This is a genomic window from Flavobacterium album, assembly GCF_003096035.1.
Lineage (GTDB): Bacteria > Bacteroidota > Bacteroidia > Flavobacteriales > Flavobacteriaceae > Flavobacterium > Flavobacterium album.
In genome coordinates this window covers 68,556-93,410 of sequence record NZ_CP029186.1, presented here as the reverse complement: position 1 = coordinate 93,410, position 24,855 = coordinate 68,556, and the positions used below count along the sequence as shown (strand labels likewise).

Below are 24,855 nucleotides of genomic sequence, written 5' to 3'. Positions count from 1 at the left end.
TAAAGCCAAAGATTTAAGAGTCCGGTTTTCCATTTCGAACGGAGCTTGCGGAGAGAGAAATCTCAGAACTACTGCGAAGTAGAGATTTCTCCTTCGTCGAAATGGAAGAACGTGCTTCGTTGTATGTATTTTAGAATCTATAACTTAATCTTTGTCGATGTGTGCTTTAAATACTTCAAATAATAATCAATGAAAAACCTTCTAATTATACTACTTATAAGCCTTTCATCTTACGCCCAGCAAACATACCCAACCCTCGGCAAAATAATTACCTATGACCCGTTATTCTCCAAACTGGTTTCGGCGGATGCCAAAATAGAGGTAATAGCCACAGGGCTAAAATGGGCGGAAGGGCCGGTATGGGTAAAAGACGGCGGCTACCTCCTGTTTTCTGATGCGCCGCAGAATACCATTTTCCGCTGGGATGAAAAGAATGGGCTGCAGCCTTTCCTGAAGCCGTCAGGCTATACCGGTATTGGACAGTACAGCGATGAGCCGGGTTCTAACGGTCTGTTGGTAAATCCTGCCGGCGAGCTCGTAGCCTGTGAACATGGCGACCGCCGAATTTCCAAAATGAACCTCTCGGGTGGAGGCAAAGTTACTATTGCCGATAACTGGCAGGGCAAGCGCTTCAATTCGCCTAACGACATCTGCCGCCACAGCAGCGGGACTTATTATTTCACCGACCCGATATACGGCCTTCCCGGCAGGGAGAATGACACGAAAAACAGGGAGATTGATGTGGAAGGCGTGTACAGTGTGGATACCAAAGGTAGTGTAGTGCAATTCCAAAGCAATTTAAAGCGCCCTAATGGTGTTGCTTTATCGCCGGATGAAACGATTCTGTACGTTAGCCATACCGATGGCGCTAACCCTTATATTATGGCCTATGCTGTCGATAAAGATGGGGTAGTAGGTACAGGAAAGATCTTCTTCGATTTCCGGGAGCATAAGGAGGTAAGCAACGGTGCTGCCGATGGCATTAAGACAGATGCTGCCGGGAATATCTATGCCGCTGCCGCGAATGGTATTGTCGTTATTTCGCCGAAAGGCAAACTGCTTGGCAAGATAGAAACGGGCGTGCCAACTGCCAACTGTAATTTCGGTGCTGATGGCTACCTTTATATTACGGCGCATCATTATTTGTGCAGGGTGAAGCTGAAATAATTCAGTAGTATTAGCTAAAGATTGCATCCAATACTTTGCGGCTTAAAACGTTCTGCTTCCGGCATGAGTCTTAGCGGCTTTGCGACTTTGCGTGAAATAAAAAATAATTCCCGAACCAATAAACACAAAAACCTCCCGAAGGAGGTTTCTTCAATTTAAATTACTTAAAAGTCAGTCGACTCGCTCACGCCGCGCCACGCCTCAATTTCATTTTGGAGGAATGCCGTCTTTTGCTCTGCCATGGCAACGGAATCTGTGCCTAAGAACAAATACAGCGGCGGGTTTTCTGTTTCGGCAATTTTAATCATTGCCGCCACACCTTTGACCGGATCGCCGGGCTGGTTGCCGTTGATCTGCTGCTGGTGTACTTCCTGCACTGCCCTCACATCTTTGTATTCAGCCATTGGGTTTTTCGAAACTGAAAGCGAATCGGATTCCAGGAAGTTCGTCCTGAAATAACCCGGCAGTACCAGTGTCACATTAATGCCGAATGGCTTGGCCTCCACCGAAAGCGCCTCGGTAAATCCGGCTACTGCAAATTTTGTAGCGCAGTAAATGCCAAAGCCGGGGAAGCTGCCTGTAAGCCCACCGATCGACGAGATATTAAAGATATGCCCCGAACCCTGCTTGCGAAGGTGCGGCAATACCTGGCGTATAACGTTCAGCGAACCGAACACGTTCACGTCAAAATTCTGCCTTGATTCGTCATCGCTCAATTCTTCGATAGCGCCTACCACGCCATAGCCCGCATTATTCACCACATTATCGATACGCCCGAATTTCGAGATAGTAGCATCGATAGCGTTGGCAACGCTTTGTTCGTCGGTGATCTGCATTTCGAGCGGGAGGAAATTTTTGTGTTCGGTTGCAGCAGCGTCCTTTAACTGTGATATGCTGCGTGATGTTGCGGCAACATTGTCGCCCTTCTCCAATAATTGCTGAATGAACAGCAGCCCGAAGCCTTTTGAGGCACCGGTAATAAACCATGTTTTGTTATTGCTCATAATGTTGTTTTTAGTTGTTGTGATCTGTTGAGATTATTGTCTCCCTCGCTGATTCCAGCTCTTTTGTGAGCGTTTCTACCTTTGTCACTGCGCGCTTGTAGGCATCGCTGCCCAAAAACAGGCGCAAAGGCGGATGCTCTGCGAATGCGGTGCTTATCATAAGTGCAGCTGCCTTTTCCGGGTCGCCGCCCTGTTTTCCATCAAGCTGTAGCAGCCTTTCCTGTGCTTCGCGCATGGTGGTGTAAGCGTCAATACGTTTTTCGGCAATGACAATAGAATCTTTATCGAGGAAGCTGGTGCGGAATCCGCCCGGAAGCACTACTGTGGCAGTGATCCCAAATTCACGCACGTCTTCTGCCAGCACTTCAGTAAGCCCGGTAACGGCAAATTTAGTGGCGGCATAGGCAGCCCATCCTGTTGTGGCAGCCATTCCGGCAATGGAAGAGATGTTAATGATATGCCCGCTTTTTTGTTCCCGCATGATAGGCAGCACATTTCGTATGACGTTGATCGTGCCGAACACATTGATGTCGAAACTCTGCCTGACTTCTGTATCGGTAAGCTCTTCAAGGCTTCCGCCAATGCCATAGCCCGCATTGTTTACCGCAACATCTACGGTGCCGAATTTTTCGGCTGTTGCTGATATGGCTTGTCTTACAGAGGTGTCATCAGCCAGGTCGGCATAAAGTGGAAGCAGGTTTGCGGTTGCGCCGCCCACGGCTGCGGTCAGTGCTTCAGGGTTTCTGGATGTTGCCGCTACGTTTTGCCCGAGCGCCAAAAGTTGTTTTACCAGTGCAAGCCCCAATCCTTTGGATGCGCCGGTAACAAACCATGTTTTTTTGTTTGAAGTTTCCATATCGTACTGTTATTATTTACAGTACAAAATTAGGGTGGTGATCTTATGTAGTTATTACAGACTTCAAACCAATACTTGTAAAAATCAAACAGCCCTGAATTTGGAAGGTGTAACCGAGGTGAGTTTCCTGAAAAAGTTATTGAAATGCGATGCTTCCTCGAACCCGAGGCTGTTGCTGATTTCAGAGATATTCCAGTCGGTGTGTTTTAGGAGCGCTTTAGCCTCTGCTAAAATGCGTTCTCCTATCAGGGTGCTGGTGGTTTTACCGGTCGTTGTTTTCACGGCGCGGTTCAGGTGGTTCACATGGATGGCCAGGCTGTTGGCATAGTCGCTTGCCGAGCGCATTGTAAAACGCTGTACTGGTGTTTCTATGGGGAATTGCCTTTCCAGTAGTTCGTTAAATACAGCCGTAATGCGCGAGTTGGCATTAGGGTGCTCATAAAGGCTTTCGGCGGGTTCGGTCTTTAGTGCAAGGTGAATCAGCTCGTTGAGGTAATTAAAAACCAGGTCGTATTTAAAGGTATAATCCGAATGTATCTCCTCCAGCATTTTTTCAAACAAGGCGGAAACTGCCGCATCCTGCTTTACGTTCAATGGGTAGGCCGGCTTTCCTCCGGGAACGAACATCGGCAGGTCGTTGATGTTGCCGCGCATCCTGGCAGTAACATAATCAGTAGTAAATATGCAGAAATATCCGGTGATCTCGCCATCAATAGCCTCCCAGGTATAGGGCACCTGCGGATTCAGGAACATCAGGTTGGGGCCGCTCATCTCCAGGCTTTTGTCGGCATAGTGGTAACGGTTGGTGCCGCGAATAAGCACGATCTTGTAAAAGTCCTTACGGGAATAAATGGGAACTCCCTGCTTCATGCAGTCCTCAAGACGGAATACATTAAAATGTCCTGCGCCGGGCTGCTCTTCGGGTACGGTGTCGAATTTATGCCTGTAAAATTCCTGCAGTGTTTCGCGTTCCATAGTCTTAAATTGTAAAATTCAAACAAAGGTAGCAAAATTATTTTCTTGTTATATTACTGATAATTCGAATGCTTAATTGTCCTTCCATTTTGCATAGGCAGCGATACCAGCATCCCTCCACCTGATCTTTAGAGAATCTTTACTCACGGAAAGTATCTCACCTTCCTGGATGAAATCATTATAATATATCTTCAAATGGTTTCCCTTAAGTTCATAGGGCATATCGCCATTGCCGTCATAATCGACTACAAAGAAGCTTTTTGGTGAAAAAACAAAATCGGCATGTGGGCCTTCATTATCTAAAGTCCATGCATTAAAAAGCAGCGTTGTGTCTAGTGAAGTCTCAACACTACTTTTATCAGGCCTTTCAATTTGTATTTCAGGATTGTCAGTATTATAGTCAGATACTGTTAATGTCATTTCCCTGTCACCTGCAAGCTCGTTATAGCCATGATTTATTGTATCTTTTTCAATAATTGCTGCATCTTCGGCAATAGCGGTAGTGCTTTCTTTTTTCGGTTTCGCACAAGATAAAACGAGTATAGATATTCCGGCTATTAGGCTGATATTTTTCATAACTATTTCCTTCCCGGATTATTCCCAGTCCTGTCATTTGGCTTTCGCCCAAAATTTCTCGGATTGTTCCGTGTATTTGACGGCTTCCCTGTAGCTGTTCCCCCTTTTGGGGTTAGGGGGCTTTGTGTTGGAGGGAGATAACTCGCCTCCTCGGTCTTGCTTGATGGCTCGATCAGCTTATTGAGTTGTTTTACTTCGGCAGGCGTAAGTTCCCTGTAGCGGCCCACGGGTACATCCAGCGAAATATTGATGATGCGGATGCGCTTCAGGGCGGTCACTTCATAATCCAGGTATTCGCACATACGGCGTATCTGGCGGTTGAGGCCCTGTGTAAGCACGATGCGGAAGATGTACCGGCTCACCTGCTCTACCTTGCATTCGCGCGTCACGGTATCGAGTATAGGGATGCCGTTGCTCATGCGCTGTATAAAACGGTCGGTTATCGGTTTGTTTACCGTAACGATATATTCTTTTTCGTGATTGTTGCGGGCGCGGAGTATCTTGTTTACGATGTCGCCATCATCGGTCATGAAAATCAGGCCCTCACTGGCCTTATCCAGCCTCCCGATAGGGAAGATGCGCTTCGGGTAATTGATGTAGTCTACAATGTTGTTCCGCACCTCCTGGTTGGTGGTACATTCTATCCCCACAGGCTTGTTGAAGGCAAGGTAAACATGCTTTGCCGTTTTCTCCCTGATGAGCTTGCCGTCTATGCGTACTTCGTCATTCAGGCCTACCTTAGTGCCCATTTCAGGAACGATTCCGTTTAGGGTTACGCGGCCTTCCTCAATGAGTTTGTCGGCTTCGCGGCGCGAGCAGTAGCCGGTTTCGGATATAAATTTATTCAGGCGCTTCAGTTCTTCTTCCATATTGCAAAAATATAATATTTTGCCGAGCACAATCATACACTCAATCGTGTATCTTTGCTTTACATGAAAATTGCTATAACTGATTTAATTACAATAAATAAGCATGAAGATTAAAATTACCCTTATTGCCCTTTCATTCCTGTTTTGCGGTGCATCTTTCGCCCAAAGCGTAAAGGGGGACTTTCACCTTGAAAAAGGAAGTACACAGCACAGGCTGTACGTTTCGCTTAAAATGCCTGTAAACGCCAACCAGGATTATTCACAGGCGATTGCTGCAGTTGCTCCGGGGTTCGAAAAGCTTGCTGCAGAATATGCCATTATACCTGCAAAAGCAATTGCCATTCCTGAAGAAAAATTACAGCAGATGGAAGCTTTGGCTATAAAAAATACAGGCAGCAGTGCGTCGGTAGCAAAGCTGAGGAATATTTTTGAGCTTTCTGTTGCCAATCCTACCAACGAAAGATTGCTGGAACTGGCTACGGCGCTTGAAAAGCTTGACGGCGTTGAATATTGCAGCCTTATGTCAGCGCAGCCAATACAGCCTCCGTATGATATCGAACCTATAACACCAAACAGGCAGCCATTGCAGACGTATCTCAATAGTTCAGCCGGGGTTAATATGATCTATGCCTGGAATATGGAACTTAACGGGCAAAATATTAATATCAGGGATGTGGAGTATGGTGTAAACCTCGACCATGAAGAACTTAATGAAAGAAATGTAAGCCATGCGATGGAAGTTTCCCCGGATGCATCTACTGACTTTACCGAACATGGCACCGCAGTATTTGGTATCGTGTATGCTGATAAAGGCAGTTACGGTATCTCCGGTATGGCGAATGGTGCCAATGAGATGATTCTTTTTACAGAATATCCCACATCTGGCTATAACAGGATCAATGCTATAACCCAGGCCATTGCTAATTCTACAGAAGGCGACCTGCTTATTTATGAATTGCAAATGACAGGTGCACTTGGCGATTATTGCCCTGCGGAGTACAACCATGTGGTGTGGAACCTTACCAAAGCTGCTACCGATTCCGGTATTGTTATCGTTGCGGCAGCGGGTAACGGGCACGAAGACCTTGACGACCCGGCATACCAATCCTATAGGAATCGCGGAAACAGCGGCGCTATAATAGTTGGGGCAGGCTCTAACAATACACAGCACGAACGCCTTGATTTTAGTACCTATGGCAGCAGGGTAGATGTGCATGCCTGGGGACAAGGGGTTTATTCATCCGGGTATGGCGATGTGCTTCAGGTGGGGGGCGATTTCAACCAGTCGTATACCATGTTTTCCGGAACCAGCTCGGCCACCCCAATCGTGTCTTCATGCGTGGCCGTATTGCAATCCTATTATCATAGCCTTACCGGCGAATACCTTACGGGGCCTCAAATGAGGGACCTGCTTATTGCTACCGGTACGCCGCAGGGCGCAGCTACAGAAGACACACCCATAGGCCCGATCCCTAATATGGAAAACGCTATTGCCGAAATTGCCAATATGCTTGGGACACCAACTGCTGAGATAGCATCTTTCGCAGTATATCCCAACCCGGTGCAGGACAGGCTTACGCTTACAGCTGATGGTTTTTCCGGTAATGCAAAAGCAGAAGTATACAATTCGCTTGGCCAGTTAGTAAATAGTGTCGTTTTAGCCGACAATGGGCAGCAGATCGACTTCAGCAGTTTGTCGAAAGGCATCTATATTGTAAAGGTTACCGATGGTGATAAAACTGTTTCGAAGAGGGTGATCAAAAAATAATAAAGCGGATAATTTCTGCTATATCATTAGCCACAGGTTATGTGAACCAGCCATTGATTGGTGAAATTCGGGTAATTTGTGGCTAAGCTTTTTTATCGAAAAGGAAATCATAAATGCGGTTGTACAGCTTTTCATCGTGCATGCTGTGCCCAAGCCCCTTTGTTGTAACAAACTCGGCTGCAGGCCACGCTTCCGCTATTTTTTTTCCTTCTTTATAGGCTACTATATCGTCATTTACATCATGGGCGAGCAAGCCCTTTACTTTTATTTTCGAAGCAAACACACTGCCCGAAAACTCGTCGGTCTTTATCCTGAAATGATCGAAAAAATGTTTCCTGAGCAGCAGGAATACATTGCTGTTGAGGTTCAGCAGCCCGGCATAATTGGTAAGCAGCGTGTTGAGGTCGGATGGCGCTCCGAGAATCACCAGTTTTTCGATGCTGTCATTAGGGTAATGCGACTGGTAATACAACGCTGTTGCTCCGCCAAGGGAATGCCCTACAAGATAATGCGGGCTAAATTTCTTTACCACTACGTCTATAAATTCAGCATAACGGGGCACATTGAATTCCACCCCCGATGATAGCCCGTGTGCAGGGGCGTCAAGCGCTATTACAGTGCTCCCGGAACGCTTCAGGTACCCGATAAATTCCTCCCAGCGGGAAGCATTGCTTTCCCAGCCATGTACCAGTAATACTTTGGTGTCATTGCCTTTCCAGGTGTACATCGGGAAAACGAATTCACCGTGTGTAACCATCTCGGCATGCGCTTTCTTCAGGACATCCGGCAACTGCTCTTTCAGCAGCCTTCCGCTACGGGGCTCGCTAAAAAAACGATAGGCCAGCTTTGTGGCTTTCTTTGGGGAAATGTAGCTAAGTATGTTGATGTATAACCCGAGCAGCTTAGTCATGATATACGTAAAGGCTTTCCGCATGGCAATTAAAAAGCCCCCGGTGTGCGGGGGCTTCGTCATTATATTTTTGAGAACAATTGTTCCATTTTCTCTCTTTCTTCGTCAGCAAGCGAGCTGTCAACAAGGATTCTTCCGCTATGCTCATCAGTAATGATCTTTTTGCGGGCAGCGATCTCCATCTGCGTTTGCGGCGGGATGGTAAAGAAAGAACCTGCAGAAGCGCCCCTTTCGATAGAAACCACGGCAAGGCCGTTCCTCACGCTGGTCCTGATCCTTTTGTAGGCATTGAGAAGCCTCTCTTCGATCATGCCTTCATATTCAGCCGATTTTTCGATAAGGAAGCTTTCTTCTTTCTCGGTTTCGGCCATGATAGCGTCAAGCTCAGATTTTTTGTGGCTAAGGTGCGAAGTTTTGGCTTCAAGTCTCTCCGAAGACTGGGCAATGGTTTCTGTCTTGTGCTCGATAGAAGCCTTCATTTCCCTGATTTGCTTTTCGGCAAGTTGTATCTCAAGCTCCTGGAATTCAATCTCTTTACTTAGTGAGTTGAATTCGCGGTTATTGCGCACATTCTTTTGCTGCTCTGTATATTTTTTAATGGCTGCTTTGTGGTCTTCAATAGCGCCTTTTTTCTCTTTTATCTGCTCCTCAATAGATTCAAGGTCAGTCTTAAGCTTCTCAAGCCTTGTGCTTAGCCCGGCAACTTCATCTTCAAGATCTTCCACCTCAAGAGGAAGCTCGCCCCTCACGTTCCTGATTTCATCAATTCTGGAGTCGATCAATTGCAGATCATAAAGTGCCCTTAATTTGTCTTCAACACTCAGTTCCTTGGTATTCGCCATATGTATAAGTACTTAACTGGATTTGTATTCTATTCCGATAAAATGATTGCAAAATTAGGGAATTTTTTCCTAAGATGGACAACTAAATTTTTTTTTGTCCCAATGCCTTATCAAAGCCGCTTTTATAACACTATAAATAATATACAGGATTTGTATCCTCGCCGGAAAGCACTACCGGAATATGCGCAATCCTTTCAGAAAGGAAGCCCGCCATATAATCCTTTGTAAAGCGTTCGCTCTCAAAATGGCCTATGTCGGCCAAAAGCAGCTTTCCTTCCGCTTCGTAGAACTGGTGGTATTTCAGGTCGGCTGTAAGGAAAACATCCGCCCCCGCCGCGATGGCGCTTTTGATTGCAAAACTGCCTGAACCGCCCAGAACGGCTACCTTTCTCACATCCCGTCCGGTAAATGCACTATGGCGTATGCCGCCTGCCTGCATTTTTTCTTTTACAAATTCCAGGAATTCTTTTTCTGTCATTGGTGTTTTAAGCTCACCCGTCATGCCGAGGCCTATGTTCTGGTGGCGGTTTTCAAGGCTGTAAATTTCATAAGCCACTTCCTCATACACATGGTTGCTGAAAAGCGCTTTTAATATTTTACCTTCGAGGTGCTTCTCGAAAGTTACTTCGATCTTTATCTCCTGTGTTTCTGTAAATTCGCCGCGCTCGCCAATCTGCGGATTGCTGTCGGCATTGCCCTGGTAGGTACCGAGCCCCTGGCTGTTGAAGCTGCAATTCTCATAATTGCCGATATTACCTGCCCCTGCATCAAACAGCGCATTGCGGAGTTTTTCATGGTTTTCGGCAATGGTGTAGGTGACAAGTTTCCGGATAAAGCCTTCTTTCGGTACCAATATTTTTGTGTTTTTCAATCCAAGCGCATCGCAGAATATCCTGTTCACGCCATGCTTATGGTTGTCGAGCGCGGTATGAACGGCATAGATGGCAATATCGTTTTTTATGGCTTTTATTACGGCGCGCTCCACATAATTTTTACCGGTGATTTTTTTCAGCCCGGAAAATAAGATAGGGTGGAAACACACTACCACATTGCAGTTTTTGGCTATAGCCTCATCAATAACATTCTCCAAAGCATCGTGGCATACCAAAACACCTTTTGCTTCATCACTGGCGTTGCCAGTAAGCAGCCCTACATTATCAAAATCTTCGGCATATGCCAAAGGAGCCATTTCTTCCAGTATTGCAATAATGTCTTTTATTTTCATGCAGCTGTTTTAAGTAGGATTTCAAAGTTAAGCAAAAAAAAACCGCCCTGAAGAGAGCGGTTTAGAGATATAGATATTTTTATTCGCAGGTTGCGCCCCCCATTTGAAGGAAATTAATGTAGTCTTGATAAGGTTGTCCCGTATCTGTATTTCCATCATACGCGTGTCCGTTTGAACCTTTGCAAATATCGCCAACGTTTATTCCTTCAGCCATACAGGTTACACAATTTGTCAAAGGTACATCTTCTTCAATAGGTTCTGCGCTTGTGCAATTTTGTGACGTAAGGAAAGTTGCATATGCTTCTCCGGTGTCGGTCGCCGTATCGCCAACAAATGTAAACGCATTACCATTTGTGCCCTTGCATATTTTTACACCTTCAGGATGCGCATCCGATATACACAGTACGCAGTCTGTATATGTCGTTCCGCCGCCACCGCCTGGAATTTCTGGTACATTGTCGCAAAAAAGTTCAAAATAATGAGATGTTTCTATTCCTGTGTCTGCATTACCCACATAAGCATTGCCATTGTCTCCGGTACATACTTCATAGCCATCCTCTTCGGGGATGTCGCAGTGCTGGCATATCGTGTAATGCGGCGTGTAATCCTTCTCATCGTCAGAGCAGGCTGCGAATGTCATTACTGCCAGAATAGCTATGGATAGTATTAATTTTTTCATGTTTGTGAGCATTAATTGTTTTGCGTGGAGCAAAAAAATGAAAAAACTTTCTAAAAACCTAAAATAAAAGCGTTAAACATTATTTTTTACCGAATAAAAATTGTTACTATTATCTCCTTCAATTGAAGTTCCCGCATTTTACCTGCAAATCAGAATATTTGGCAGCCCTGCACAAGGGAGTTCATCGAAAATCGTATCTTCGCCGCATGGATTTCCTGAGAAAAATTTTATTCCCTTTTTCCCTGATCTATTGGGCTGTTACCGCAGTAAGGAATTTTCTATACGATAAAGGCATCTTTACATCCCATAGCTTTCCTGTCCCCGTGATCGCAATTGGTAACCTGAGCACTGGTGGTACCGGCAAAACACCGCAGACGGAATATCTTGTACGGCTGCTTTCCGGTAACTATAAGGTGGCAACACTGAGCCGTGGCTATAAGCGAAAATCGAAAGGTTTTGTACTTGCAGATAGCAGCAGTAGTGCTGATACGCTGGGGGATGAGCCGTACCAGTTCCACACTAAGTTCCCAAATATCCGTGTAGCTGTAGATGCCGACAGGAAGAACGGCATTGAGAACCTGCTTTCGCTTTTTCCAAAGCCTGAGGTTATATTGCTTGATGATGCCTACCAGCACCGCCGCGTGAAGGCAGGGTTTTATATATTGCTTACGGCTTATGGCGACCTGTATGCCGATGACCTCATACTTCCGGCAGGGAATCTCAGGGAGGGCAGGAGCGGAGCGCACAGGGCGAATGTGATTGTGGTAACCAAATGTCCGCAGGGCCTTTCAGCAGAAGCGCAGGATATCATCGTAAAAAAACTTAGGCCGGAAGCCAGACAAAAAGTATATTTTACTTGCATCGACTATGATAATGCCTTATATTCGGAAGAGGGTGAAAGGAGTCTTGAAGCTGTCTCGGATGTGCTTAAAGTGCTTGTGGCAGGTATCGCCAAGCCAAAACTTTTTTTTGATCATGTGAAGGGTAAAAGCGATATTGCGCTTGCCTTTCCGGACCATCATGATTTTACCGAAAAAGAAATTGAAGATATAAACAAACAAACAAAAGATAAACTGGTCATCACTACCGAAAAGGATTTTATGCGGCTGAAAGGCAGGCTCCCGAAAGAGAAGCTTTTTTACCTGCCCATCAAAAGCCGTTTTATAGCCGGAGGGGATGACTTTGATAAAACACTACTCGACTATGTGGGAAAAAGTACAGCAAACCGTTAAGTATATTGCCGAAAAAACAAACTTCACGCCGCGTTATGGTGTTATTTTAGGCTCCGGCCTGGGCGGATTTACCGATGATATTGAGGTAGGATTCACACTGCCTTATAATGAGATTCCCAACTTCCCTGTTTCAACAGTGGAAGGCCATAAGGGGGCGCTTATATTTGGAAAGATTGCCGGGAATAATGTCGTGGCCATGCAGGGGCGTTTTCACTACTACGAAGGCTACAGCATGCAGGAGGTGACGTTCCCTGTTCGCGTTATGAAGTACTTGGGCGTAGAAAAACTAATCGTTTCCAATGCTTCCGGAGGGGTGAACCCGTTCTATAAAGTGGGCGATATCGTGCTTATTTACGACCATATCAACATGATGCCGGAACACCCGCTGAGAGGTAAGAATGATGAACGCTTTGGGCCACGTTTCGTGAACATGGGTGAGCCGTACAGCCGCAAGATGATCAACAAGGCCAAAGAGATTGCCATTGAACAGGGCGTCGATGTAAAAGATGGTATCTATTTGGGACTGCAGGGGCCAACATTCGAAACATTATCAGAATATCGAATGGTTAAAGTACTGGGCGCCGACTGCGTAGGGATGTCTACCGTTCCCGAAGTGATCGTGGCAAGGCATATGGACATGGAGGTATTCGGCATCTCTGTAATTACCGATATGGGCCAGGAAGACAGCATCGATAACGTAAACCATGACGAAGTGCTTATCGCTGCCAAAAATGCCGAACCAAAGGTGCGTGCACTAATAAAGGAATTGATTATTAAGTATTAATCAGTTTTTCAGTTAGGGCCGTTTGTTCCATTTCGACGATAGGAGAAATCTCAATATTGACGCGAGATTTCTACTATCGTCGAAATGAAGAACGTCCGGCTTAAAATCCGTGTAAATCCGCCATATCCGCGTCATCCGCGTTCCAATTTAACGTTCCAAAAACTCAATCAGATCAATTATCCTCGAAGAATACCCTACCTCATTATCGTACCAGCCTACCACCTTCACCATTTTATCAATAACTGATGTTAGCTGTGAATCAAAAAGGCAGGAATTGCGGTTCCCGATAATGTCAACCGATACGATTGGGTCTTCGGTATAGGCCAGGATGCCCTTCAGTTCACCTTCGGCAGCAGCCTTAAACGCAGCATTGATCTCCTCTATGCTCACTTCACGCTTTACATAGCAGGTAATATCGGTCAGCGAGCCATCAGGTACAGGTACACGTATGCCACCGCCGCCTATTTTGCCTAAAAATTCAGGGAATATCTTGGTCAATGCCTTCGCTGCACCAGTAGTAGTCGGTACTATAGATTGCGAAGCCGCCCTTGCCCTGCGGAGGTCTTTGTGTGGTTGGTCGTGAAGGCTTTGGTCGGTAGTGTAGGAGTGGACTGTAATAATGTAAGCCTGTTCAATACCGCAAAGGTCATGGATGACCTTCATCATCGGGGCGGCATTGTTGGTAGTACAGCTGGCATTAGAGACCACATTCTCGGTTCCATCCAGTATATGTTCGTTCACGCCTAAAACTACGGTCTTGATGCGGTCGTCTTCCGGCGGGGCGGAGAGGATCACCCTTTTGGCACCTGCGTTAATATGCTGCTCTGCTTCTTCAAGTGTCTTGAATTTCCCGGTAGATTCTACCACAATAGTAATATCAAGAGCCTTCCAGTCAAGATCGCCGACATTTTTTTTACTAAAGTAAGGGTAGGATTTTCCGTTTATGATAAGTGAATTGTCGTCATGCGAAACCTCGTAGGGAAGTATGCCGTGTATGCTGTCATACTTTATCAGGTGCGCCATGGTCCGCGTGTCGGCAATATCATTTATTGCGGCCACCTCAATGGTTGGGTGGTCTAATAAAAGCCTGAAAAGGTTGCGGCCTATACGCCCGAAACCATTAATGGCGATTTTTGTTTTTTTGGTCATTTCTCTAAACTGTCAACTTTAAACTGTCAACCGTCAACTATTAAAGTATATGCTTCTGTGCTTTATACGATGAACGTACCAATGCCCCGCTTTCCACATGGCGGAAACCAAGTTCCAGGCCGATTTTCTCATATTTTTCGAACTGTTCCGGGGTGATGAACTCTTTTACCGGCAGGTGCCTTTTGCTTGGCTGTAAATACTGGCCTATGGTCAGTACATCAAGATTGACCTCGCGCAGGTCGTGCATGGTTTGGATCACTTCATCTTCCCTTTCGCCAAGGCCAAGCATAATACCCGTTTTTGTGCGGTTGATGCCATTATCTTTCAGGTAACGAAGCACTTCAAGGCTGCGCTCGTATTTAGCCTGGATACGCACCTCGCGGGTAAGCCTCTTCACAGTTTCCATGTTGTGCGAAACCACTTCCGGGGCTACCTGTATGATGCGGTCAATATTGCGTTCTATCCCTTGGAAATCCGGTATAAGGGTTTCAAGGGTTGTTGTTGGGTTCATCCTCCGGATGGCCTTCACTGTTTCTCCCCAGATGATAGATCCGCCGTCTTTAAGGTCGTCACGGTCCACACTGGTTATCACGGCATGCTTAATGTTCATCAGCTTAATGGAACGTGCCACTTTCTCCGGCTCATCCCAGTCTACCGTTTCCGGCCTTCCGGTCTTTACGCCGCAAAAGCCGCAGGAACGGGTACAGATGTTGCCAAGAATCATGAACGTTGCAGTGCCTTCGCCCCAGCATTCGCCCATATTTGGGCAGCTGCCCGAAGTGCATATCGTGTGCAGCTTGTATTTGTCTACAAGGCCGCGGAGTTCGGTATATTTTTGGCCGGTTGGCAGCTTTACTCGTAGCCATTTCGGCTTTGGTGTAAGCAGCCCGCCCGAAGCTGTTGGCCGTAGTGTATCTAAAACAGTTTCCATAGTAAAAACTTTAGGGTACAAAGATACTACTTATTTGCGTATCCTAATACAAGTTCATTATCTCCTGATCGGATGGTCTATAATAAAAAAAGCCCTTTCGGGCCTTTGTGTTAATTTATATTTATTGTTATCGGGAGATTGTAGGCCGTCCTTACCGGCTGCCCTTTTTTCTTGCCCGGTTCCCATTTAGTTTTAATAGACTTCAATACCCTTATAGCTTCATTGGCCATGCCATAGCCCGGGTCGCGGCCTACTTTGATGTTCGACATGCTGCCGTCAAGCTCCACCACAAAGGATACATATACTTTCAGGGTTTTAGCGCTGTCTGTTTCAGGTGTCCTGAACCTGCGGCTCACCTGCTCATAGAATGCATCCATGCCTCCGGGGAATATCGGCATTGCATCAACGGTCAGCGAAGTTTCGATGCCAGTGCCAGTGCCGGGGGCAGTTCCTGTTCCGGTGCTGGTGGCAGGGCCTGTTCCTTCCGGTACTCCTAATGGTGTTCCTGTTGAATTTCCCGCTGTTGTAATACTACCCGGATTGGTGTACAATAATGTGGCTGTTGTTGGTATTGGCGTAGTTACAGGCTGGCTGGTAGCAACCAAAGTATTGTGTGCAGTCGTAGCAATGTTGGTAGCAGGGGCTGGTGCGACCGGTTTTGTTTCAACAGGCTTTGGCTTTTCAGGCTCAACGAATTGACGGGTATTGTCCAGTTCAATGATCATTGGAGGACAGGTAGGATCAGCAGGGATTATTACAGTTTCATCGGACTTAAAATAATTTATAACAACAGGAATGGCAACCAAAGTACCCATAAGGGCAATTCCTGTGATCAGGGCTAAAATAGTAGTCCTTGAGTCTTCTTTGCGTAGCTGGTACGCGCCATAGCTTTGGTTTCGTCCCTCAAATACGAGGTCGATCCATCCTTCGTTGAAAACGCTTACTTTTGACATAATAGTGGTGATTTTTGGTTTGAAAATAGATTATACCACTAAAACGATATAGTGTTTGGGATTATTGTAAAGAATGTCTTAAATCTTTGAGGAAGGTGCTGAGGTGCTTAGTGGCTTAGCTGCTTAGGGCCTCAGCAACTAAGAACCTCAGAGCCTATTTTTTAGAAATAATATCAGCGAGCAGCTTTTTGGCGCGGAGCAGTTTTACCTTTACGTTGTTGAGGGGTTCGCCAAGCTGGTCGGCAATTTCCTGATAGCTCATTTCCTGGAAATACCGGAGCTGTATCACTTCCTGGTATTGCGGTTTCAGTTGCTTGATGCAATTCAAAAGGCTGGAGAGGTTTTGTTCCGTAATCAGCTGATCTTCTACCGTAGGGGTGCTATCGGCAACGCGGTAGGCCTGCTGGTCTTCTTCGTCGGTTATTTCTATAAACAAAGATGATTTCTTTTTCCGAAGCAGGTCGATGTGCACGTTTTTTGCAATAGCGATCAGCCAGGTGTTAAATGCATATTCGGGGTTGTAGGTGGCAATTTTATCGAATGCCTTAACGAATGTCTCTATAACAATATCTTCTGTGTCGGTCTCATTTTGGGTGCGTTTCAGCATAAAGCCATACACTTCATTCCAGAAATGATCCAGCAAAAAAGTGAAGGCAACCTGATCGCCTTTTTTCGCTTTTTCTATGTTTTTTTGTATGGATGCAGGGGTTACTTCCAATGCACAGGTTTTGAAAAAATATTCGTTAGAAAGACATTTATCTGTGTGAAGATAAGGATAATTTCGATAACAGGGTACCACCAGGCTACATCTTTTTCCTGCAATTTCGATGCGCTGTAACCCATTACAAGCCATGTAACGAGATAGCGTACTGCTACTACCGGTACCAGGAACATCCAGTTGAACTGCAGGGCCGCCAGTACTATAGCTAAAACTACGAATGCAAACTGTGTGCAATGGAAAAACCGTATGTGGAATTTATCGAACGGACGGAAATAGGCCATTGTAAAGACCTCCCTTCGCTTTTGCAGGCGCCATGCCCCAAAGGAATGTTTCGGTTCGCTATAGGTGAAGCTTTCTGGTGTAAAGCATATCGTAGTATTCTTTTTTGTTGCCGACTGGTTGATGAAAAGCGAATCTTCACCAGTGCGTATGCTCATGTGCTCCACATACCCGTTTACCTTGAAAAATTCGTCTTTCTTGTACGCCATATTGCGTCCTTCACCCGCATACGGCCTGCCTGCCTTTGCCCACGAGAAGTACTGGGAGGCTGTAAGCATGGCATCAAAACGTATGATCTTGTTCAGGAAAGAGCCTTTTACTTTTTCGTAAGCGCCATAGCCAAGAACGATGGTTTTGTTAAGCGTAAACTGCGAGCTCATTTGTGCTATCCAGTTTTTTGATGCAGGATAGCAATCGGCATCGGTAAAAAGGAGGTATTCTTTCCTGGCCGCCTTGATGCCCAGGGTAAGCGCATATTTTTTATTACCCCAAAAGGCTTCATTATTGGCAACTTTCACCAACCTTATATTGGAATATCGTTGTTCAAATTCCTCAAAAAGGTCCAGTGTCTCATCGCTTGAAGCATCGTCAATGAGCACGATCTCAAAATCGGGATAATCCTGTTCGGCAAGGAGGGGGACGAATTTCCTGACCTTTTCAGCCTCATTTTTGGCACACACGATAACCGATACCGGGATGCGTTTCGGGTTTGCTGAATGGGCAGTTGCAAAAGCAAATTTCCCCAGTATTGCCAGGTAATATACAAGCTGCAGCACTGCAACTCCGGCAAAGACACAGAAAATAATGTTGAGCATATAGGCTTCCTCTTCTTTAGAATTCGACGGCAAAATTAATGAAATATGTCCGGTTTATTTGCCTTGACACTATATAAACATTTGTTAATACGTAACTAATTGTAAATGTGTTTATTGAGTGTTTATAGCTTGAATGTCCGTGAGGTAGGTATCTCCGCCTTGTTCTTTAATATCAGCGATCCCTGCTGCACCGACTGGATATAATTGGAATTGACAATGTATGAACGATGGCACTTAACAAAATTCGGCGGAAGCTCCGAAAGTATCTGCGTTAATTTCCCCCTTACAAAATGGCTTGTGCCATCGGTACTGAAGGCGTGCAGGTAGTGATCCTCGGCTTTAATGTACATAAGGTCGTTCAGGTACAGCTTCGTCTTGTCTTTCAGGAGTATAAACCCTTCGGTAACAATATTCTTTACCTTTTCAAGCTCTTCTACCGTTTTGCTGTGTATTTCTTCTATCTCCTCTTTTTCGGCCTGTATCTCCTGCTTTTCAGCCTCCAGCTTTTTCTTGCGGTGGTCCAGCTTTTTCCATCGCACGAAAGAATACAGCGCCAATAAGAACACCAGTAACAATAAAATCCCGAATATGAGCCTGTTTTGATAGAACTTATCCTTAAACTGCTCAAGGGATGATATCTGCCTGTCCTTTTGCGCGACCTGGTATTTTACATTGATGTCGTGTATCGCTATATTCTGTTCTTCATCCTTAATTTTCCGGTCGAGCCCCAGGTACATTTCCTGGTATTTCCTGCGGTTGGGCTGGTTGTTCACAGCGTCATACGACTCCATCATTTTTTTATAGAGCACCCTTGTTGCTTTTGCCCTGAATTTTGGTATCGGGATAGCCTCTGCTTTTAGGAACCAGGTAAGCGCTTCGGGGTAATTCCCCTCAAGGAAATAGCTATTCCCATAATTGTAGTAGTTGACAAACAGCTCATATTTATCACCGGATTCAAGCACCAATATCCGTGCCTCATCAAGGTATTTACGTGCCGCCGAAAAATTTCCGCGGGTACTTTCCAGCGCCCCAAGATTGGCGTATAGCTTAAACTTTGCGGCAATGTTGTCGGTTTGGTTGGCGTATTGCAGGCCTTTCACAAAGATGGCCTTTGCGCTGTCCAGCACAGCCATATTGTCCCTGCCTTCAAAGTCGAATAACCCGTATGCATTTTTCCCGTATTCGTTCAGGGCGTAGGCAAGCCGCTCTTTCGATCCTGTTTTTCGCGCGTAAGCGTAATATTCATCGAGGAAAGTAGTGCCGTATTTCTCATAATTTTCCTGCGATGAAATGACCCTGTGGATCTCAAGCGCGAGGTCCTTTACCGGTTCCTGAAGGTGCAGTTTTTCAAATTCAGCCCTGGAAAGCAGGTAATATTTCAGCGCCAGGTCTTCACGGTTCAGGTTGTGGTAGCATTTGCCCAGCACAAAAAAATTCCCGGCTGCCTCTGCAGGTGTCGCCGGGACTTTTTTTGCGGCCTTCAGCAAATACCCCTGCGGGTCTTCTTCTGCCTCGCGGGTGAGCCATGCATCAAGCTTTTGGGCAAAGAGGGCAGGGCCTGCGAGCAGCAGTAAAATCAGGAGTTTTTTCATTTTTTCAGTTTCAGCGACAGGATACCGTCATCGCGGGTTAGCCTTGGTGTAAAAAAGTTTTTCTTTGTCTCTTTCGTATTGCTATTTTTCTGTGCGGCATCTCCTTTTCCTGTAGTTACAGGGTTATCAGGATGCTTGGCATTCCATTGGTCATTAAAATCAAGGAGTTCGGCATACGATGCCGGCACATTCTTAAAGTAATCCATCCTGGCCGAAAAATAAGGCTGCAGTCCCTCATAAATAGATTTCTTATTTTCATCAAGGCTCATCACGCGGATAGAATCATTCACAGCCCATTTTTTATCATTCTTAAAGCTGAAAACCACGTGTAGCGGAATTGTGTCATTTCCGGTATCGCGGGTATTATTCACAGCGTCATAGTAGCGGAAAGAAAGGCCTTTATATCCCGCCCCTGTTTGCAGGACATTAAAGTCGCCGGGATATTTAAAATCATTGCTCGATACGCCAATCCAAAGGTCAGCATAGATTATTCCCGTTGCATCGTCAAGTTCCAGCTTACCCGTTATGGTTTCGGGTGCAGCCATGTGAGGGGTGGCAATTACTTTTTCCTGCTCTTTTTTTGCAGCTTCTTCTTTGTCGCTGGATATCTTCCGGCAGCAAAAAGAAACCGCTATGAGCAAAGCATAAAAAGGTAGTAAGTAACGTAATTTCATAAGGTGTGGTTTTTAGGTTTGAAACGGTTTATCATAATTAGCCATTAATGGCTGAATTAATTCTGCATCCAAAACAACAACAAATAAAGGTGTTACAAAAAAAAATGTCGTGAAATGCATAAAAAACAGCGCGAATGGCAGGCTGTTTTTATTAAGAATTAACATACTAAAAGTAATAAATAAAATAGCACGATGCACTTTTTTACAAAAAAAGTGCATCGGATAATTCTACCTAATAATGAATAATAACTTAGATAATGTTTACCTCGGCTTCAATGCGGATGCCAAAGTTATCATATACCGTTTCCTGAATCTTTTTGGAGAGGTCAAGGAGTTCCTTTCCGGTCGCGTTACCATAGTTTACCAATACCAGTGCCTGCCTTGCGTGTATGCCTGCATCGCCAAAACGCTTACCCTTGAAGCCGCTTTGCTCGATCAGCCAGCCAGCCGGTACTTTTACTTCGGTATCCGATACGGTATAATGCGGCATTTGCGGATGCAGGATGTACACTTTTTCAAATTCTTCGGCGGTGATAATAGGGTTTTTAAAGAAACTGCCACTATTGCCAAGTTCTTTTGGATCCGGCAGCTTGCTTTGGCGTATAGCAGTCACGGCATTGCTCACATCTTTTATCGTGGGAATAGTTACGCCGTTTTTAGTCAGTTCGGCAGCAATATCGCCATACGAAGTATTGATCTTGTGATTCGTTTTCGTAAGCCTGAACGTTACCGAAGTTATAATATATTTATCTTTCAGAGCACCTTTAAATATGCTTTCACGATAGCCAAATTCGCATTCTTTTTGTGTGAATGTCCTTATCTGCTGTGTAGCAATATCCATGGCACGGCACGATACGAAGGTGTCTTTTATCTCTGTACCATATGCGCCTATATTCTGGATTGGGGTAGTGCCTACATTGCCGGGTATCAGCGAAAGGTTTTCAAGTCCGCCAAAGCCATTGTCAATGCAATACAGTACAAATTCATGCCAGTTCTCACCCGCCATAGCCTGTACATGGGCTTTGTCATCATCCTGCCAGGTTACCTGTTTGCCTTTGATGTCGATATGGATTACCAACGCATCAATATCCTGTGTAAGCAGCATATTACTGCCCCCACCAAGGATGAACAGCTTTTTGCCGCTATTTTCCTTTAAAACTTCTGCGAGTTCTTCTTCAGTATGCACCTGAACGAACTCTTTTGCAAAAGCGCTAATTCCGAAAGTGTTGTGGTTTTTAAGAGGGTAGTGGGAAAGGATCTCCATGGCTTTGATTTGAAATGCAAAAATAAGGTTTTACAGGATTTTTAGCCACGAATTTCACGAATTACACGAATCTTTTCAGGATGAGAATAAAAATTAGTGAAATTGTGTAATTCGTGGCAAAAGACTTTATTCTGTGGTAAGCGCACGATTTATAAACTCAACGAACGGCTGTAGTACCAGCAGTTTCTTAGCGGTCTTTTTTACAAAGTCCTTATCTTCAATATCCTTATCGCTCAGTTTTGCGGTAGCTGTAAAGCTTTTCAGTTTCAGGAACTCTATGGCCGGATTATCTTTTTCGTAGTCCTTTGGCGTGGTTTTCAGTATGTTTTCCCGGTCGAGGCCGCCATACACCTTTTTGAATTCGGGGTCGTTCACAATAGCCTCAAGGTCCTCATAAAAGCCGTCGATCTCCCGGCGTATCTTTTTCAGTTCCAATGCTTCAGGCTGGTGCAGCCCGGCTGCTATGAAAGATGCGCCTTTCTCGATATGGATATAATACCCCGCGAGGTTAAAGCTCTTATTGCCGGCGCTCATCCAGATACCCATATTGGTTTTGTAGGGCGATTTATCCTTAGAAAATCGGATATCCCTGTTGATTCGGAACATACAATTTTTCGCTTCGAGGTGGCTCAGGGTGCTGTCGCCCTTGCTCATTTCGGCAATAAAGGCTTCGGCAAGCTGCTTATATTCTTTTTTATAAGCATCATACCTCTTTTGGTTGGCCTGGAACCAGTCGCGGTGGTTGTTGTTTTTCAGATCCTCAAGGAATTGAAGGGATTCTTTTGCTATCATAGTTGTTTAAATTCCAAAAATCAAATACCAAATTACAAACCCTGAGTCAATAATCAATAAAAAATCATAAATTAAAAATCCTGAAGCTCTGGTGTGTTGCTTTTATAATGGTTTCTGTCCGTTCAGCATGTGTATCTGATATAAATATCTGCCCGAATACCTTGTCATCTATCATCTTTACAATCTTGGCTACCCGGGTTTCGTCCAGCTTGTCGAAAATATCATCAAACAATAATATAGGCAGTACACCGCCCTGTTTTTTCATAAATTCAAACTGGGCAAGTTTAAGGGCTATCAAAAATGACTTTTGCTGCCCCTGCGAACCGAATTTTTTTATCGGATGGCCGTCAATTTCAAAAGAAAGGTCATCTTTATGTATTCCCACGCTGGTATATTGCAGTACCCGGTCGCGGCTAAGGCTTTCCTCAAAAAGCGCCGACAGCCTCTTTTCATGGAGCTGGCTTTCATAGCCAAGGTTTACACTTTCGGCGCCATCGGTTATAGTGCTATGGTGCTTCGCAAAAATGGGGATGAAATCTTCCAGGAAACTCTTCCTTTTTTCAAACAGTGCATGCCCCATGGTATCGAGCTGCTCATTATATATATATAAGGTATCCCTGTCAAAAGTATGGTTGAGCGCAAAATACTTCAAAAGGGCATTTCGCTGCGCCAGTACTTTCTGGTAATTGATGAGTTCCTGCAGGTAGGCTGCATCCAGTTGGGATATCACGCTGTCTATAAATTTTCTGCGGGTTTCGCTGCCTTCTGTTATAAGGTCGATATCGGAAGGGGAGATAATGACCAAAGGGATAAACCCCACATGCTCGGAGAATTTGTCATATATCCTGCCATTGCGCTTCAGTGCCTTTTTCTGGCCTTTTTTAAGGCTGCATACTATTTGCTCTTTCCTGCCGTCTTTTTCAAAAGTGCCGTCTATCACAAAAAACTCCTCGCCGTGTTTTATGTTCTGCAATGCCAGCGGATTGAAATAGCTTTTCCCGTAGGCAAGGTGGTATACGGCATCCAGCACATTGGTTTTGCCCACGCCGTTCCTTCCTGTAAAGCAATTGATCTTGGGATCAAACTCATAATTTGCCTCGTCGATATTCTTGTAATTGAGCAGGGATAAATTCTTTAAGTACATCTGCAAATAGATTTCCTGATTGTGAGAACCTTGTATTTTAAAGTCTCCTTTTTTAAAGAACCTGCAAATTATCGAAAAATAACAACAAAAAGATATTTTAAATTTCAATAAAAATTTTATTTTTGCGGCTCATTAAAATAAGATAGATGGCAACATATAACAAAAGAGGCTACAAACCGCCGAAACCTGAACCGGAAGTAAAAGAAGAAGTTATCGAACAGGAAGAGGTTTTTGACGGCAAGAGTACAACGGCTGAAGTATTCAATTCATTAGATGCAGGCGCTTCGAAAACTGAAGAGTGGGTGCAGAAGAACCAGAAGATTATTTTTGGCGTTATAGCTGTTATTGTTGTTGCTATACTTGGCTACATTGGCTATGATAAATTCATTGAGACTCCCAAAGAAGAAGAGGCAGCAAGTGAAATGTTCCAGGCCGAGCAATATTTTTCACAGGCTGTTGATGCGCAAAAGTCAAACGACTCACTATACAACCTTGCGCTTAATGGCGGAGAAGGTAAAATGGGCTTCCTGAAAATTATAGACAATTATTCAGGTACCGATGCTGCTAACCTTTCGCATTACTTTGCGGGCATGGCTTACCTTAATACAGGAAAGTACAAAGAGGCTGTAAGCCACCTTGAAGAATTCAAGACGGAAGACGATGTATTAAAAGCAACTGCCCTTGGCGCAACCGGTGATGCCTTTGCCCAAACCGGTGATAATAAGTCGGCATTGGAGTATTATGAAAAAGCAATCAAGGCCAGCGAGAACGAACTTACTTCGCCACGATTCCTTTTCAAGGCAGGACAGCTTTCGCTTACAATGAATAAAAAAGCAGAAGCCCTGAAATATTTTACTGAGATCAAGGAGAAATACGAATCGTCTCCGGAAGGTATAAGCATTGACGCACATATAGCAATGGCTGAGTAATATGGCTACAGTAAATAAGAATTTATCACAATACGATAAAAACACAGTCCCAAACGCGAAAGATTTTCGGTTTGGGATTGTTGTTTCAGAATGGAATGAGAACATAACATCCGGCCTTTACAAAGGAGCTGTTGAAGCGCTTTTGGAAAATGGTGCGGTAACAGATAATATTATTACCTGGGATGTGCCGGGAAGTTTCGAACTGATATATGGCTCTAAAAAAATGATTGCTACCCAAAACGTAGATGCCGTTATTGCAATAGGCAGTGTGATACAGGGAGAGACTAAGCATTTTGACTTTGTATGCGAGGCGGTGGCGCAGGGTATTAAAGACCTCAATGTGCTCACCGATGTACCGGTGGTGTTTTGTGTCTTAACGGATAATACTTTACAGCAGGCCATAGACCGTAGTGGCGGCATCCATGGCAATAAAGGGACCGAAGCTGCAATCGTGGCTATACGCATGGCTCAGTTAAGAAAACTTGCTTTGTAAAAAGATTTTCAATTATTATAAAATTTAGCCTTTCCATCCGGAAAGGCTTTTTTTGTTACATAAATAACAAAACGCAACACACTCTGTTTGTTTTTTGTCGGCAAATGGAAAAATACGTCGATAATTGGCGAAAATTAGTTATACATGTAAGAAAATAGCTATAGACAATCTATTTTTAAAATAACATATTATTGCTATATTGTTAATATTAAGATATTATTAACATTTGATT

Annotated in this window: 25 protein-coding genes; 6 read left to right on the top strand and 19 right to left on the bottom strand. The window is 44.8% G+C overall.

What is annotated here, in order from left to right; all coding sequences use genetic code 11:
* Positions 1-189: 189 nt before the first annotated feature.
* Entirely contained in the window at positions 190-1,167 is a 978-nt protein-coding gene (locus HYN59_RS00325; protein ID WP_108776369.1) for an SMP-30/gluconolactonase/LRE family protein, read from the top strand.
* A gap of 164 nt (positions 1,168-1,331) precedes the next feature.
* On the opposite strand, the gene HYN59_RS00320 is transcribed toward HYN59_RS00325, so the two are convergent.
* From HYN59_RS00320 to rluF, 5 genes are all read right to left on the bottom strand, one after another.
* Complete coding sequence (locus HYN59_RS00320; protein WP_108776368.1) at positions 1,332-2,171, bottom strand: oxidoreductase; 840 nt, start codon at positions 2,169-2,171, stop codon at positions 1,332-1,334.
* 10 nt (positions 2,172-2,181) lie between these two features.
* Positions 2,182-3,027 (bottom strand): SDR family NAD(P)-dependent oxidoreductase, encoded by an 846-nt coding sequence (locus tag HYN59_RS00315; protein ID WP_108776367.1) that lies wholly within the window; start codon positions 3,025-3,027, stop codon positions 2,182-2,184.
* Positions 3,028-3,111: 84 nt separating this feature from the next.
* On the bottom strand, positions 3,112-4,002 hold the full coding sequence (locus tag HYN59_RS00310; protein ID WP_108776366.1) for a helix-turn-helix domain-containing protein: 891 nt from the start codon (positions 4,000-4,002) through the stop codon (positions 3,112-3,114).
* Positions 4,003-4,074: 72 nt separating this feature from the next.
* Positions 4,075-4,578 (bottom strand): hypothetical protein, encoded by a 504-nt coding sequence (locus HYN59_RS00305; protein ID WP_108776365.1) that lies wholly within the window; start codon positions 4,576-4,578, stop codon positions 4,075-4,077.
* Between the two features lie 2 nt (positions 4,579-4,580).
* Positions 4,581-5,447, bottom strand: coding sequence for a 23S rRNA pseudouridine(2604) synthase RluF (rluF, locus tag HYN59_RS00300; protein WP_108779596.1), 867 nt, complete (start codon positions 5,445-5,447; stop codon positions 4,581-4,583).
* Positions 5,448-5,550: 103 nt separating this feature from the next.
* Between rluF and HYN59_RS00295 the strand changes: the two genes are divergently transcribed.
* A complete protein-coding gene (locus tag HYN59_RS00295; RefSeq protein ID WP_108776364.1) occupies positions 5,551-7,215 on the top strand; it encodes a S8 family peptidase in 1,665 nt (554 codons plus the stop codon).
* 82 nt (positions 7,216-7,297) lie between these two features.
* On the opposite strand, the gene HYN59_RS00290 is transcribed toward HYN59_RS00295, so the two are convergent.
* The 4 genes from HYN59_RS00290 to HYN59_RS00275 all read right to left on the bottom strand — a co-directional run bounded on the left by HYN59_RS00290 (position 7,298) and on the right by HYN59_RS00275 (position 10,832).
* Positions 7,298-8,188, bottom strand: coding sequence for an alpha/beta hydrolase (locus HYN59_RS00290; RefSeq protein WP_245895617.1), 891 nt, complete (start codon positions 8,186-8,188; stop codon positions 7,298-7,300).
* Positions 8,188-8,967, bottom strand: coding sequence for a zinc ribbon domain-containing protein (locus tag HYN59_RS00285; RefSeq protein WP_108776363.1), 780 nt, complete (start codon positions 8,965-8,967; stop codon positions 8,188-8,190). Before HYN59_RS00285 ends, HYN59_RS00290 begins: the two co-directional genes overlap by 1 nt.
* 130 nt (positions 8,968-9,097) lie before the next feature.
* Complete coding sequence (locus HYN59_RS00280) at positions 9,098-10,192, bottom strand: Nif3-like dinuclear metal center hexameric protein (protein ID WP_108776362.1); 1,095 nt, start codon at positions 10,190-10,192, stop codon at positions 9,098-9,100.
* Positions 10,193-10,271: 79 nt separating this feature from the next.
* Positions 10,272-10,832: a hypothetical protein gene (locus HYN59_RS00275; RefSeq protein ID WP_146185837.1), complete on the bottom strand. Its 561-nt coding sequence runs from the start codon at positions 10,830-10,832 to the stop codon at positions 10,272-10,274.
* Between the two features lie 245 nt (positions 10,833-11,077).
* On the opposite strand from HYN59_RS00275, the gene lpxK reads away from it, so the two are divergent.
* Positions 11,078-12,103 carry a tetraacyldisaccharide 4'-kinase gene (gene lpxK, locus HYN59_RS00270; RefSeq protein ID WP_108776360.1) on the top strand — a complete coding sequence of 342 codons (1,026 nt, stop codon included), beginning with the start codon at positions 11,078-11,080 and terminating at the stop codon, positions 12,101-12,103.
* Positions 12,075-12,887: a purine-nucleoside phosphorylase gene (locus HYN59_RS00265; protein WP_108776359.1), complete on the top strand. Its 813-nt coding sequence runs from the start codon at positions 12,075-12,077 to the stop codon at positions 12,885-12,887. Before lpxK ends, HYN59_RS00265 begins: the two co-directional genes overlap by 29 nt.
* A gap of 147 nt (positions 12,888-13,034) precedes the next feature.
* Here HYN59_RS00265 and gap read toward each other — a convergent pair whose 3' ends face one another.
* From gap to recF, 10 genes are all read right to left on the bottom strand, one after another.
* The gene (gene gap / locus HYN59_RS00260) at positions 13,035-14,036 is read right to left on the bottom strand and encodes a type I glyceraldehyde-3-phosphate dehydrogenase (RefSeq protein WP_108776358.1); all 1,002 of its coding nucleotides are present in this window, start codon (positions 14,034-14,036) and stop codon (positions 13,035-13,037) included.
* A gap of 40 nt (positions 14,037-14,076) precedes the next feature.
* Positions 14,077-14,967 (bottom strand): lipoyl synthase, encoded by an 891-nt coding sequence (gene lipA / locus HYN59_RS00255; protein ID WP_108776357.1) that lies wholly within the window; start codon positions 14,965-14,967, stop codon positions 14,077-14,079.
* A gap of 110 nt (positions 14,968-15,077) precedes the next feature.
* On the bottom strand, positions 15,078-15,920 hold the full coding sequence (locus HYN59_RS00250) for an energy transducer TonB (protein ID WP_108776356.1): 843 nt from the start codon (positions 15,918-15,920) through the stop codon (positions 15,078-15,080).
* 154 nt (positions 15,921-16,074) lie between these two features.
* Complete coding sequence (locus HYN59_RS00245; RefSeq protein WP_245895615.1) at positions 16,075-16,638, bottom strand: RNA polymerase sigma factor; 564 nt, start codon at positions 16,636-16,638, stop codon at positions 16,075-16,077.
* Complete coding sequence (locus HYN59_RS18195; RefSeq protein ID WP_108776354.1) at positions 16,629-17,735, bottom strand: glycosyltransferase; 1,107 nt, start codon at positions 17,733-17,735, stop codon at positions 16,629-16,631. The genes HYN59_RS00245 and HYN59_RS18195 overlap by 10 nt, the downstream gene beginning before the upstream one ends.
* A 122-nt stretch (positions 17,736-17,857) precedes the next feature.
* The gene (locus HYN59_RS00235) at positions 17,858-19,327 is read right to left on the bottom strand and encodes a LytTR family transcriptional regulator (protein WP_108776353.1); all 1,470 of its coding nucleotides are present in this window, start codon (positions 19,325-19,327) and stop codon (positions 17,858-17,860) included.
* Complete coding sequence (locus HYN59_RS00230) at positions 19,324-20,001, bottom strand: hypothetical protein (RefSeq protein ID WP_146185835.1); 678 nt, start codon at positions 19,999-20,001, stop codon at positions 19,324-19,326. Before HYN59_RS00230 ends, HYN59_RS00235 begins: the two co-directional genes overlap by 4 nt.
* 250 nt (positions 20,002-20,251) lie before the next feature.
* The gene (gene murB / locus HYN59_RS00225) at positions 20,252-21,265 is read right to left on the bottom strand and encodes a UDP-N-acetylmuramate dehydrogenase (protein WP_108776351.1); all 1,014 of its coding nucleotides are present in this window, start codon (positions 21,263-21,265) and stop codon (positions 20,252-20,254) included.
* A 126-nt stretch (positions 21,266-21,391) separates the two neighbouring features.
* Entirely contained in the window at positions 21,392-22,057 is a 666-nt protein-coding gene (locus tag HYN59_RS00220) for a DUF2461 domain-containing protein (RefSeq protein ID WP_108776350.1), read from the bottom strand.
* 64 nt (positions 22,058-22,121) lie between these two features.
* A complete protein-coding gene (recF, locus tag HYN59_RS00215; protein ID WP_108776349.1) occupies positions 22,122-23,201 on the bottom strand; it encodes a DNA replication/repair protein RecF in 1,080 nt (359 codons plus the stop codon).
* A 146-nt stretch (positions 23,202-23,347) separates the two neighbouring features.
* On the opposite strand from recF, the gene HYN59_RS00210 reads away from it, so the two are divergent.
* On the top strand, positions 23,348-24,130 hold the full coding sequence (locus HYN59_RS00210; protein WP_108776348.1) for a tetratricopeptide repeat protein: 783 nt from the start codon (positions 23,348-23,350) through the stop codon (positions 24,128-24,130).
* Between the two features lies 1 nt (position 24,131).
* Complete coding sequence (gene ribH, locus HYN59_RS00205) at positions 24,132-24,623, top strand: 6,7-dimethyl-8-ribityllumazine synthase (RefSeq protein ID WP_108776347.1); 492 nt, start codon at positions 24,132-24,134, stop codon at positions 24,621-24,623.
* The last annotated feature ends 232 nt before the right edge of the window (positions 24,624-24,855 follow it).